8 protein-coding genes and 5 pseudogenes are annotated in these 13,377 nt (G+C 55.6%); 3 read left to right on the forward strand and 10 right to left on the reverse strand.

Annotation, left to right across the window (positions count from 1 at the left end):
• Both BGK49_RS28875 and BGK49_RS30795 read left to right on the forward strand, forming a co-directional pair.
• Window positions 1–133, forward strand: a pseudogene (locus BGK49_RS28875) (IS110 family transposase); the annotation flags it as partial.
• A 30-nt stretch (window positions 134–163) separates the two neighbouring features.
• A pseudogene (locus BGK49_RS30795) lies at window positions 164–297 on the forward strand (YkgJ family cysteine cluster protein); the annotation flags it as partial.
• 141 nt (window positions 298–438) lie between these two features.
• Here BGK49_RS30795 and BGK49_RS01205 read toward each other — a convergent pair.
• The 10 genes and pseudogenes from BGK49_RS01205 to BGK49_RS01255 form a co-directional block, all read right to left on the reverse strand.
• Window positions 439–651: a DUF4376 domain-containing protein gene (locus BGK49_RS01205; protein WP_001114260.1), complete on the reverse strand. Its 213-nt coding sequence runs from the start codon at window positions 649–651 to the stop codon at window positions 439–441.
• Between the two features lie 75 nt (window positions 652–726).
• Window positions 727–1,239 (reverse strand): receptor recognizing protein Gp38, encoded by a 513-nt coding sequence (locus BGK49_RS01210; RefSeq protein ID WP_000539253.1) that lies wholly within the window; start codon window positions 1,237–1,239, stop codon window positions 727–729.
• 85 nt (window positions 1,240–1,324) lie between these two features.
• Window positions 1,325–2,884, reverse strand: a complete 1,560-nt coding sequence (locus BGK49_RS01215; RefSeq protein ID WP_000216457.1) for a prophage tail fiber N-terminal domain-containing protein — start codon at window positions 2,882–2,884, stop codon at window positions 1,325–1,327.
• Window positions 2,885–2,948: 64 nt separating this feature from the next.
• Complete coding sequence (locus tag BGK49_RS01225; protein ID WP_001233150.1) at window positions 2,949–3,548, reverse strand: Ail/Lom family outer membrane beta-barrel protein; 600 nt, start codon at window positions 3,546–3,548, stop codon at window positions 2,949–2,951.
• A 67-nt stretch (window positions 3,549–3,615) separates the two neighbouring features.
• Window positions 3,616–7,090, reverse strand: a pseudogene (gene gpJ / locus BGK49_RS01230) (phage attachment tail tip protein J).
• Window positions 7,091–7,330: 240 nt separating this feature from the next.
• A complete protein-coding gene (locus tag BGK49_RS01235) occupies window positions 7,331–8,011 on the reverse strand; it encodes a tail assembly protein (RefSeq protein WP_064717329.1) in 681 nt (226 codons plus the stop codon).
• Window positions 7,909–8,652, reverse strand: a complete 744-nt coding sequence (locus tag BGK49_RS01240) for a C40 family peptidase (RefSeq protein WP_005046104.1) — start codon at window positions 8,650–8,652, stop codon at window positions 7,909–7,911. The genes BGK49_RS01235 and BGK49_RS01240 overlap by 103 nt, the downstream gene beginning before the upstream one ends.
• Before the next feature lie 10 nt (window positions 8,653–8,662).
• Window positions 8,663–9,361 (reverse strand): phage minor tail protein L, encoded by a 699-nt coding sequence (locus BGK49_RS01245; protein ID WP_005046106.1) that lies wholly within the window; start codon window positions 9,359–9,361, stop codon window positions 8,663–8,665.
• Window positions 9,361–9,701 (reverse strand): annotated as a pseudogene (locus BGK49_RS01250) (phage tail protein). The gene BGK49_RS01245 and the pseudogene BGK49_RS01250 overlap by 1 nt, the downstream one beginning before the upstream one ends.
• Window positions 9,694–12,953, reverse strand: a pseudogene (locus tag BGK49_RS01255) (phage tail tape measure protein). Before BGK49_RS01255 ends, BGK49_RS01250 begins: the two co-directional pseudogenes overlap by 8 nt.
• A 44-nt stretch (window positions 12,954–12,997) precedes the next feature.
• On the opposite strand from BGK49_RS01255, the gene tnpA reads away from it, so the two are divergent.
• A complete protein-coding gene (tnpA, locus tag BGK49_RS01260) occupies window positions 12,998–13,327 on the forward strand; it encodes an IS66 family insertion sequence element accessory protein TnpA (protein WP_000042910.1) in 330 nt (109 codons plus the stop codon).
• The last annotated feature ends 50 nt before the right edge of the window (window positions 13,328–13,377 follow it).

Genomic DNA, 13,377 nt, shown 5'->3' on the forward strand with positions numbered 1-13,377 from the left:
GGCTTACTACACCCGCAAAATGAGTCAGGGAAAACGACACAATCAGGCGCTTATCGCCCTGGCGAGACGACGCTGCGACGTTCTGTTCGCCATGATGCGCGACGGGACTTTTTATACCCCGCAGGGGTCATAACATGCTTGACAACTTAATAGGGGCACCCCCCCCGGAGAAAACGCATATTGCTCTGTTTACAAAAACCGTCCACATGCAGGGAATTCGCAATGTCCGGCGAAAATAGCATCGTAAATGAAGCATGTAATCGCGCACGGGAAAAATATGGATTTCCAAAAATCTGAATATTCTCCGCCGTGCAAAAATGCGAACAACATCACTTCACTAATCAACCTGACATGGCATACTTAGCACGCTAACTATGATAACAAACTAATACCCTAAAACTCATGGTTCCGGGACTGGTCGTGGTCCCGTTTTTTTATTCAGCCAGCAGGCCATCCGACAACATAACTGCGGATCGCCTTCAGGTCTGTCAGCGCCTCAACCTCGGCTTTCATCTGCAACTGCCGTGTATTAATCTCCACTCCCTTCGCAAACATCGCCTGCTCTGTCGCTTCACTCAGTGCCATCCATGATGCTGCCGTCATTGGCACATCATTATTATCAGCATCCGTCCGGAAAAATTTCTCTGGCAACTTAAAACAATATCCTATATATCCGGCGTCTCCGGTATGTAGAACGTGAAGTTTTTAAAATTATTTATTTACCATTTAACTAATTTTTAGATCCTGGGGTACTCCCGTCTTTTTCATTGCCTCCACGAAAGCGGAACTAACAGAACCTGACCAGTAATACTGGAACCCACTAACAACGCCCTGATAAATCATGGTTTGTGTAGCACCACCTACGTTTACGGTGATGTTACCTGCTTTACCACCGGCTAAATAAACAGCAGCTGTCGGTGTAGAGTTCGTCAAAAAGTGAGAAAGTGTAACGACAGCCCCTACCAGCCTCCCTGATCCGCAGCTTGCGGCGTTTGTAATTGTACCTTTACTTTTTTCTTCTAAAGGCCAGTCAGCGCCAACTGCGCCCCAGTTATCAACCTTGTCAGAGGATTTCCATTTATAGTACTCAGTTGCAATTTTACAGCCCATAGTTCGCCCAACCATTTGGCTCATCATAAAAGGTTTACTCAGTCCCAGTTTGGTTCCGGCGGCTCCCATCCACTGCTCACCTGTTTCGCTCTTAGCCGAAGAGCCTACCCATCCCGATGTTACCCCCATCTCATCTCCCCCTTCTGAATGCGTGGGGTGAGTGTCACCCCACAATTTAAATTCAGTAGAAACCAGAAACTACAACAGCTGTCGTTTACTTCTCCCGGAGTTCTTTAATCTCATGACGAAGTGTTTTAAAGCCCTCGACTAACAATGCAATTATGCCGTTGTAGTTAAGACGCAGACGTTTTTCACCAGATATAACGTCTGCGTCTTCAGTTACCAGTTCAGGCAATGCTTTTTGTGCATCCTGAGCAATTAAACCAACCGACGTTTGCCAACCGTCGGCAGAGTACTGTATCTCGTAAAGATAACCAGTAAGTGCCTCCAGACGATCTAACGCATTATCCAGTTTTACCAGATTTCGCTTGTTGCGTTTATCCGAACGGATCTGAATATCGTTAAATGAGCCGTTTCCGGTCACCGTCAAATTGCCATTAATACCACCATTAAAAGTTTGTGCCTGAGTCCATGTATTGGCAGTAGTAAGCAGTTCTGTTCCTTGCCCGGGGGCTCCTATGTCTCCCTTCGGTCCCTGTGGCCCCGCCGGACCTGCTGGACCTGCTACTCCCGGATCACCTTTATCGCCTTTCGGCCCCGGCGCACCTGCCGGACCTGCTGGTCCAGCCACTCCCGGATCGCCTTTGTCACCTTTTGGCCCCTGTGCGCCTGCCGGGCCTGCAGCTCCCGTATCTCCCTTTGCCCCCTGTGGACCTGCATTTCCCGTCAGACCGGTCTCTCCCCTGTCGCCTTTCGGCCCCTGCGGGCCTGCCGGACCAGCATCACCTGCCGGCCCCCGTTCACCGGTTGCCCCTGCCGGGCCGGTGTCGCCACGCTCTCCTTTATCTCCCTTCGGCCCCTGAGGACCCGCGGGCCCCGGTTCCCCCTTTGGCCCGGGAGGTCCCACCACGGTGGGGATTCGGTTTACGGCCTCTTCCGCCGCTATCCTGCTTTGTTCCGCTGACTGTGCGCTTTCTGCTGACTCCCGGGCTTTTTCTGTTGCGGTCGTTGCATCCCTGACTGCATTACCGGCTGCACTTTCTGCCGTCTTTTTTGACAACTCAGCATCTGTTGCACTTTGTAATGACTCACTGGCTTTTTGAGCGGCCGCAGAGGCCGAGGACGAGGACGCCTCCTCTGACTGCTTTGCTGAGGCTGCACTTTCTGCCGCCTGCCGGGCTGACTCCGATGCATCCCCTGCTGAAGTGTCAGCATTTGCAGCGCTCTCTTCTGCCTGACTGGCTGATATGCCGGCATTCCTCGCTGACGTCTCCGCCTCTCCGGCATTCTTCTTCGCCTCCTCTGCGTTACGCACCACCTCTTCCACCATCAGTTCAAAGCGACGCAGTGCCTCCGGACGGGCATCATCCTCAGTCATGGCACCGAGAAAATCATTCAGCGTACCGGGTTGAGAATCTTCATACACGGTGATAGTCCCGGCATGTGACGGCGGGAATCCCTCCACCAACAGAATAACGCTGTACTGACCATACTCAACGTCCATACTGTAACGCCCGGCTTCATCCGGATTTTCTGAGGCCAGCGTGTTCACCACCACCGTGGTACTGTTACGTTTTGCTTTCAGCTGGATTGTGCAGTTCTGTACCGGTTTTCCTGTGCCGTCTTTCAGTACACCAGAAATCTTTACTGTCATATTCACCCCACAAAAAAGCCCGCCTGAACCGGCGGGCTGTCATGACACTGTGTTACCTGGCTAATCAGAATTTATAGCCGACACCCACGATGAAACCGTCAGTGCGCCAGTCGCCACTGCCGGAACCTTCATAAGCAATATCAATGGCCACGGATTCGGTCGGGTTAAACTGCACGCCAGCCCCCCACGCCAGAGACGTGTTGCTGTGGCGACCGTCATCACTTCCGGTCAGCACGTCGTGCGTTTTCCCCTTGTTGTCAGTTACGCGGAGATAATCCCCGGAGAAAGTCGACACACGGCTGTAAGCCACACCCGCCATCGCATACGCGCTGAACCATTCATTCACGCGCACAGACGGCCCCGCCATTACGCTGAACCAGCGGTTACGAACGGAATCTTCATGCCAGCGGGTATCGCTGTAGTGCGTTTTTTTCTCATCTTCAGCATTGGCATAACTGAAGGACGTAATCAGCCCCAGCGCGTCCGTAAACTCATAACGGTATTTCACGTTAATCCCGTTCAGATTATCGCTGCCGGGAGCGTTCGTACGGGCATGAAGATATCCCGCGCTCAGTGTGGACTGATGTTCAGACGCCCATGCAGGCGCACCGGATACGGACAGACAGATGGCTGCGGACAAAATGGCTGCACAAACTTTACGCATAATTACCTCTCGCTTTTCTGCAATAAAAAAGGCGCCATTTCTGGCGCCCGTATATGGGTTATAAAATTCAGCTGATACTGATGCCTGCGGTGGCTTTCTTCATCACCACAACCAGCAAATCGCTGATACTTGCTGTGGGATACCAGTTATTCACCAGCCATGCTGATACCGAAAACTCCAGCGTCATGTGACCGTGACCAGCAGGCATATCAATAACGCCACTGTAAATCAGCGTATTATCCAGCGCGGTACGGTTATAAATTTCAGCACCGTTTTTCCGCACTATCAGACGGCATGAGGAGTAAATATCAGTATGCTCTCTCTCATGCTTAGCGCCGCTGAATGCCACCGCCGGAATAACAATTTGCCGGTCAAAAGGCTGATCGTCATAAATCCTGACGGTAACGGTCCCTGATGGCCACCGCTCCGGTGCCCGGGAGTCCCGCGGAAAAGCCTTACCCACTGTTTTAACGAGATCGCCTTCAATCTGGTTCGCGGACAGTTTTCCCAGAACCCGGCAGTTCTCGTTAATCGTGACGTTGTTGAGCGTCCCGGAGTTCGCATTCACGTTACCGCTGATATCAGCATTTCTTGCGGTCAGCCTGCCCTCCGGCGTCAGGGAAAACGTCGGGGGATTGCCGGACGAGGTGATACTCACCGCAAACAGCCGCTTCAGGAACACATCGTTCATGAACAACTGATTCCCCTGCGCCACAAATAACGGCGTGGTGTTGCCGTCCTCCGGGTTAATCATCGCAATACGGTCAGCCAGCAGCAGTATGTTGCTCAGGGGCTGGCCATCAGTATCCTCAATCCCCGCTCCAATACCGGCAACATAGGGTATGCCATTTTTTGTTTTCTGTACCTTCAGCATGTAAAGTGCAGCAAGGTCATCATTTGTGTCCTTCTGCACGCGCTGTATCTGCTGTATGGTGGCGCTCTGGTCCTCCAGCGTTTTACTGACCGTCTGTGTGATTTCATTGCGGGTTTCGGTGATGGTGGTCTTCATCTCCGCCATCTCATCCGCAAGCTGGCTGTTGTCTATCAGCTCCCACAGCCCCTGAGCCAGATGCAGTTTTCCTATTTTTTCCCGAAACAGCCCCAGATACCCTTCTGCATCATTGCTGGCCCGTCCACTGGCCTCCACAAAAGCAGATTTCCCCACCAGGTTGACGCTGCGCACGTAAAACCAGAAATCCTTCCCGGGCTTAATGTGCGGGCCGGATACACTCCACTGACTGCCGGTCCCCAGATAACGGGCAGAGGTTTCCACCTGAGATGTGTCTGCGATTTTTGCCTCCGAAAACCAGAACTCAAACTGTACCGTCGGGTCATACACCGCAAGACGCGGTACCGCTGTTATCTGAAAATACCCCGGCGTCAGTTCAATGGTGGCGGGTTTTGCTGGCGCGTTAATCCGGAAGGTGGTGGTGGCCGGTTCGCCCTGCTGGCCATAACTGTTAATTGCCCTGACTGTCAGGGTGTATTCCCCGAGCGGCAGACCACTGAAACGATGCTCTGTATCCGCAGTGATAGCGGTGGTCACCAGACGGCTGTCTTCTCCGCTTCCGCTGGTCAGTCGCAGACTGAAGCGCCCCCCCTTCACCACCCGCGGCGTGTCCCATTTCGCCTGTGCCAGATACTGGCCGTCAGCTGTGCTCACCTCCACCGTCAGGTGCTGCACTGCCGGTGGGATGACGCTGTTCAGGGAGCCTGACTGCGGCTCAAAGCGGGCACCGTTATCCACGATGGCTTCTTTTTCCGGTACGTGCTGCACCGCCGTGATGGCAAAGGTGCCGTCCGTGTTTTCCCGGACGGAGACACAGCGGAACAGGCGACGGCGCAGTGACGGCAGGGAGAGTCCCCACACCCCGTATGTCTCCACACCATCAGGCAGGGTACTGACCTGTATCCGGTCCGGCGCGGGGTGTGCGGTGATGTCCACACTCACCGGCTTACCGCTGCCGTTAATCAGGTTCACCGCCGATGTACCTGTCTCCGGCAGGGTAACCTCACGGTCCAGCGTCAGGGTGCGGGTGGCAGCATCAATGGACAGGACACGTCCGCCGGTCATAGTCCCGGCATAGTCGTTATCACAGATTTCAATAATGTCACCCGGTGTGTGACGCAGCCCCTGTGACCCGAGCGTGAAGTCCACCGTCTGCGTTTCCAGCAGTCCGGTCTTTATCACCCACAGACCTGCACGGTGAGCCTGACCGCGGCAGGTACAGCCAAACGCATCCATCTTCAGCAGGTTGCGTCCGTAGCGCAGTATGGCTTCCGGGTCTTCCACCAGTTCCGTGGAGGTCTGCCAGCCGTTCTGCGGGTCGGTGTAATTCACCTCCACCGCCGTGTGCCGGTCCTTCAGGGCACTGAAGCTGTAGCGGAATCCCACGCCGTTATCATCCACCACCACATCGCTGTTGGTGTACGGCCACACCACATCCGACGGGCGGTCCTGAACGAACGTCAGCGTCTGACCGTTCCATACCGGCATACAGCGCATCGCAGAGCAGAAATCACTGAGAACGTCCCACGCCTTACGCTGTTGTGCCAGGTACGCATTAAAGGTCATCCGCGGCTCGGTCCCCCCGAAACCATCCGGGACCGTCTGGTCGCAGTACTGCCCGATGGCATACAGCGCCCACTTGTCCACATCCGCCGCCCCCAGACGTTTTCCCATGCCGTAGCGCGGGTGAGTCAGCATGTCCCACAGGCACCAGGCCGGGTTGTTGCTGTATGCCGGTTTCAGACTGCCGTCCCAGATACCACTGTACGTGCGTTTTTCCGGGTCATAGTTTGACGGCACCTGGATGATGCGACCGCGGATATGGTAGTTCACCGTCATCTGCTGGCCGCCGAACTGCTCCGCATCCACCTGCAGCCCCACAATGGCCGTGTTCGGGTAGCACTGTTTCACATCGATGATTTCGGTGTATGACGACCACAGCGTCTTATTCTGCAGCTGGTCCGTGGTGCTGTCCGCCGTCTCCCTGACCATCCGGATGTTAAAGGGCCGGGGAGGCAGATTATCCAGAATCACCGAGGCCAGGAACTGTGAGGTGGTCTTGCCGTTAATGGTGACGTCCTTTTCCGTCACCCAGCGGCCATTACGCTGTAACTGAATCAGAATCCGGACAGAGGAAGGATTACGGTCGCCCTTTGACGTGGTCTGCACCAGTGACTGCACCCCGAAGGTAACCCGCAGGCGGTCAATGTTCGCGGACGTAATGGTGCGCGTCACCGGTTTTGCCTTCGTCACTTCCACGCCCAGTCCGGTTTCAGAGCCGGAGGACTCAAAGCCTTCCGGTGGTGTCTGCTCCTGCTCCCCGGCACGCCAGACCGCGGTCACACCGTGTATCACGGGATTACCGTCCGTGTCCGTCAGAGGGGTTTTTGTTCACCAGAATACTCTGCAGGCCTTTCACCGGGCCTTCTATCGGTCCCTCACCAATCGCATCAATCACACTCATCATCTGCGTGGATTTGAGATTGTCTTTCGCCTCACGCGGTGTGTGCGCCCTGCCGCCACCTTTGCCCATTACATCACCTCTTACCGTGATAATTGTTCACTCACAAAAACAACAGGCACCTCACCGGGTGCCTGCGTCATGACGGAATAAAATTTCTGAATATCTTCACATTTTCACACACTGACTGTGGCGCTTATAATTTCGCTGCGTTAGTGTTTTTTTGCCCGAGTAACAAAAACAACTCCTTCACATTGATCTTCATTTGTCTGTCCCCGCAGCTCCGCGATCACTGCGGGATTTTTTTATGTTTTATCCCTGTCGCCCGATAACCACGACCTTTCCGCCCCCGCCTTCATCACGGGTGCTGATGTCCTGGGATATACGGCGGGAGCCAACCAGCATTTCCCCGTAAGGCACCGGCATCGGGTTCCCCTGGGCAATCATGTTATCCAGCGAGGAAAAGTACGTGTTCTGTCTGCCGTTATCCGTTGCGCGGTAATCCGGTGTTTTTGCCTTCGGGGCCAGCATCTGGGCCACACCGCCCAGAATCATGCTGGCTCCAAGTGAAAACAGCATCGTGGTGGCAGAAAAACCACCGGCTGCCAGGGCTGAACCCCATAACGCCATTGATGCCCCGGCAGTGAAGAAAGAGCCCACGATGGCTGCCGCCCCCAACACAATCTGCAGTCCACCCTTTCCGGCCCCGGCCAGTCGCGGCACAATGTGGATGACCGTTCCCTCACCCAGCTGTTCGTGAAGACGGGCATACACCGCCTCCGGTGCCGTGTCATCACCGGCAATACGTATCTGGTACCAGCCTTCGTTCATCTGACGGCGAAAGCCCGGCATCTGCATCGACAGGGCGCGAATGGCTTCCGCTGCCGAGTTCACATACAGGCTGAGGCGGCGGCCAAATCGTTGCAAATCCCCGTGAAGGCAGATGCGTGCCAGTGGCGGTGACGCCAGACAGAATGCGTTCGTCGTTGCCATTTTTCGGAATACCTCTCCCGTTTACTCAGTTGTTCAGGCAGATGGTGAAGCAGCTCACCGTTGCCGCAGTAAATGGTGGCATGGTTCGGTACCGAAGCACCAAAGCAGCACAGCAGAATATCGCCCGGCTGTGCAGAGGACAGGGGCACCCGGTAAAAGCCGGTGACCGCCATATTGTCCAGGTACAGGTTCTGGCCGTTGCGCCACCAGTCATCCTCGCGATGAAAATCCGGCATATCAATTCCCGCCAGATGGTATGCATCCCGGAACAGCGTGTAACAGTCCGTCACCCCGTGCTCAAAGCGCCGTCCTGTCAGATGTGGCACACAGCGGAATTTATGAATTTCCCCCCGGCAGACCAGCCACCAGGGCAGTGCGCTTTTTATCTGCAGCCGCCGGTCAGCCTCGCTCAGCCAGGGCAGCTCACCGGGATGACTGTGGACCAGTGCCACAATCTCCCCCTGCATCTCTGCCCGCAGCCAGTCTTCCGGTGCGATACGAAAATACGCCTCCGGCTCTGCAGAAATATTCACACAAGGGATATACCACTCCCCCTCCGGCGTGCTTATCACGAAGCCGCACGACTCCGCAGGCGCACACCGCCGGGCATGCGCCAGAATCGCTGATTCAGTCTGTGTCATAAACCGGGATTTACTGCGAAAGTTTATTAATGGAAAGGAAACCGCCAAAATTGCCGACATTCCTGCGCAGTTCACACCCGCGCATGCACTTGCTGCATCTGTCCTTACGGATATCCGTGGTGGGTTTATCGAACTCATCCGCCACAGCCCCGCCCGTGTAACCACACTCATCAGAGCGGTAGGTCCACATACAGGTGTTCGCCAGCATGATACGACCGGGAAACAGCGCCCCGTCCGTCTCGGTCGGTGTAGCCAGCACAAACGAGGCCGTCATGGCTGTCAGCTGCGACATCTGCTCCACCACCCAGCGGTCACTCAGCTCCTGCTCCGGGTCCGCCTCCGGATTGCCCGCAACGAAATTCACCGCATCCAGAAAACGGGCATACACCCGGCGGCGGACCACCGTGGCCCCCACCAGACTCTGCAGGTCTTCCGCCATCCCGGTGACCAGACCGAACAGATTGGACACCGTCAGCGACGGTCTGGCACTGCTGCCCCGGCCGTTCATCTCAAAGCCGCTGCCGTCAATCGGATATGCCTCATACTTACGCCCCTGCCAGGTGACCGGCTCCCCTTTTTCATTCGGCTCATTACAGAAAAAATACCGCTCACCGCCCTGTACCGTCAGGTCGATTTCCCAGAGTACCACCCGCGGTGACTGCTCTGATTTAACCGACTCGCTCAGACTTTCTTCGCGAATATCCTGCATCAGTTCACCACCTGCTCAATCGTACAACTGAAATCACTGTACCTGGCGTTATCTGTGACGCTCCACTCCCGGCATACCACCCTCACCGTCCGGTTATGTTTCGGCGGTCGCCACAAAAAGGCACGGTAACCACCATGCCACGATAAAAACTCTTCCAGCCATCGCCGGGTCGCCTCATCCGTCACCCGGAACACCGCCTGAAACGTCTTCAGTCGGGCATTAAGTCCCGTCGGGCGGCGCTGTTCATAACCGTCACCAAACCGTACCCTCGCCACCGACGGTTTCTCACCACCTGCATCCCTTCACGCGGGACCAGATGCAGCGTTTTTATCTCAGCCACTCAGCATTCCTCCGTCACGTCGCATGGACAGCATCACCGCCTGCACCCGCTGGTCAATCAGTTGCACAAGGCTGCCCGCAGCTTCCGGCCCTATCTGGCCATTAGTCCCGTCATTCTGAATGGCGATATGGTAGACCGGGGAATACACCAGACCTGCACTGCCGTTCATACTGCCCACCGCTCGCACACCCAGCGAGCCATCCGCCGCCCGGGTCAGGGGCATAATGGCTTCAGGACCGGCCTCCCCCATCAGTCCCGCCCCTTTTGCAAAGGCAAAGTACGTGGGCGTATCCACAATACTGTTGCTGTACGCACTCAGGTTTGCCGAGGTATACACACCGCCTTTTGCATTGGCCACCGCACCGCCCAGCCAGCTACCAATACTGCCGATAAATCCTCCCGCTCCGGACATACTGTTTGCCGCCGTCTTGATCCCGTTGACAATCGCGGCATTCATAAGAACTTTTGATATTTCCTGCAGCACTGATGAGGCCCAGCTGCGCCATTCCACTTTATTTCCGTTCAGCATCTCCGTGATGTTATTCACCATCCCTGAGATACCCTCCGTCGCAAGCTGTGCTGCCTGTGAGGCGTAATCGGACGCATTATCCACCCAGTTACTGAATCCCTCCTGCAGCCCTTTCTGCCAGTCCGCACGCTGCACATCCGATTCGGCATAAAAGGCTTCCTGCTCTTTCAGACGTTCACTCAGATACTGCGCGTTCTGTGCCAGAGCCTGTCTGTAAAAATCCTCACTGATATCCCCGGTCTGATACTGAGACTGAAGGTCCGCATCCTTCTGGCGGAAACTGTCGCGGATCTGCTGCAACTCCCGCATGCGTTCACGGAGCCGCTCTCCCTGCCCGTACCCCAGCAGTTCCGCTTCATTTGATGCACGCGCAGCCACATTATCATTCTTCAGGGTCTCTTCCCGGGACCGCAACTGCTCCCGGATTTTTTGCTGGTCAATCAGGGCCGCATTGCGCAGCAGTTCCTGCTTCTGCATCTCCGTCAGGGTTTTCAGTTCGCCCTGCGCAGTCTGGTATTTCAGCTTCGCCAGCTCTGTATTCTGCCCCGCCAGTGCCAGTTGCTCTTTCTGCTGCTTCAGCAGCCGGGAAAAACTGTCTTCCGCTTTTTCCGTCTCTGATTTTCCACCCCGGGATTTGGGTTTATTCGCCTCGTTATTGCGCCAGGCTTCCAGGGCATTACTGATATAACGTTGTCTCGCCTCCTGATACGGATCACCCACAAAACCGAGGTCATCCGCCGCATACCCCAGTCGGACACGCTCTTTTTCTTCCCCTTTCAGTCTGGACAGGGCCAGCTCACGCTCTGTTTTTGTCAGGGCACTCTGCTGTTTATCATCCAGAGTGGCCTGTGGCAGCCGTAACGGCACATTCACCAGTCCCTGCCGCTGCTGAAGCAGTTCATTACCCAGCCCCAGCAGACGGTTGAATTCCGTATGCTGACCGTTCATAACCAGCATGGACTGGTACACCTTATTCTGCTCTGCCGCCTGCTGACGAATTAACGCCACACGACGGTCTTCCAGCCCGGCAAGCACATCCTGAATGGACTGCGCTTTTTCCTGCATCAGTGCCAGACGGGACTGCTCAACGGCAAGCTGCTCTGTTGCCTGAGCAAGCCCTTCCGTTACGGTCTTCACCGAGGTCAGATGGTTTATCATGAATCCGTCACCGGTCATCCAGCCCGGGTTCGCCAGAACATACTGATATCCTGCGATTTTTTCCTGCAGGGATTTCACCCGACTAGCCTGTTCATCAATCAGCCGGTTCTGCTCTGTCAGCGCCGCCCGTGTTCGTCCTTCATTATCTGAGGCTTCAGGCAAAGACATTGACGGCGTTTTATGCGCGATTTCATCTATCGTCAGTGCATACTGGCGCGCAGACTCCCAGGCCTGCTCCTGATTCTGGTACAGCGTGTACAATGCTGCAGCCCCCAGCATCACCAGTCCGGGTACGCCACCAACCAGCCCCAGCGCACCGCTCATCAGACGTGAGCCCACCGCCGTTGTACTGTTCAGCGCATTCTGGGCGGCGCTTCTGGCAGCAATATTTCTGTTCAGGCGTTCCTGTGTGGCCGCCAGACGGGCCTCTGCAGCAATCTGCATCTCCGTCCCGCGGGCTGCCGCCACGGCCTGCTGAGCACGGTACACGGCTGCCCTTGCCCGCGCCGTGGCAATCTGCGTTCCCCTGAACTGTGCTTCCGCCAGTGCAACTTCATTACGTGCAGCCGTCACAAGTCCTGCCGTGGCAGACATCGCTCCGGAGGCCATATTGCCAAAGTACCGGGCAACCCCGACGGCAACCAGCGCCCCCACAGCTGTTGCCACATTATCAATCTGTCCGGCAACACCGTTCAGCACGCCGGAGAGCGTTTTTGTCACCCCGCAGGCCTCATTCACTTCGCCCACCCAGGCCATAAAGGCGTTTTCCACCTTCGTGATACTACCGGAAACCGTTTCCGGCATGGCCGCATATTCATCACGTAATATCCCCAGCTGCTGATTAACACAGGGACCACTTTATCCGCTGTCAGTTTTCCGTCATCCGCCATTGCCTTCAGATCTTTACGGGCCACACCCATCCCCGCAGCAAGCGCGCGGATCACCCGGTCGCCATTTTCGTTAACAGCATTAAATTCTTCGCCACGCAGTACACCCTGTGCCAGTGCCTGGCTGAACTGGGTGATCACCGAACCGGATTCCGCAACTCCAGCCCCTGACAGTTTCAGTCCTGTCGAAATGGCCTCCGTCACCTTCAGCACATCATCAGCACTGTAACCATATTCACGCATCGAGGCAGCCGAACGGGCAAACAGGGCCGCATTATCCGAAAACGCGGTACCTGTTCGCTGACTGATATCCATCAGCACTTTCTGTGATGACGAGAATTCATCCGATGACTGAGATGCCTGTTTCAGACGGGCCTTCACGGAACCCCACTCATCGGCCAGCGAAATCAGGTGTCCGGTGGCAAAGGCACCGGCAAATGCGCCAGCCATTCCGACAGCAGAACCGCGAATTTCCGTCAACTGACTGTTCAGTTCTGCAAGGGCGCGGCGCTGTTCCCGTGCGGCAGCAGCGGCATGACGTCCGCCATTCTGCAGGGTCCGGTAATATTCACTGCCCATACGGGACGCCCGCTGGATCTCCGACTGGAATGACTGTGAATTTGCCGAAATTTTGAGTGTCGTTACGGGGAAGTCATCTTCACAGGGATCTTCGGTCAGTTAGTATTACCGACATCCATTCACCAACTTACCGGAGATAATCGATGTCAAAACCCCGATGGACCATTGAACAGAAAAGGCAGCACGTTGCTGCCTGGCGCGCCAGTGGTCTTACACGTCAGCAATACTGTGAACTCAACGATATTCCCTTCACATCACTTCGCGAATGGCCGCAGGATGTCGCAAAAGCTGAACGCCGGGCAAATGAACCGACCGTTCTTCCCGTTCATATTGCGCCACCACTGCATGCTGATGTACCACAGCCCGTCACGAATGAGCCAGTCACGCTCTTCCTTCCCGGTGGAGTACGGATGTGCTGTCAGCCGTCACAACTTACCGATGTCTTCAGGGCACTCAAATATGCTCAGTCCTGATAATGTCTTCATCGCAATTAAACCTGTTGACATGCGCCGGGGCATCGACT

The organism is Shigella sp. FC1544 (assembly GCF_001722145.1).
In the GTDB taxonomy this organism is placed as follows: domain Bacteria; phylum Pseudomonadota; class Gammaproteobacteria; order Enterobacterales; family Enterobacteriaceae; genus Escherichia; species Escherichia coli.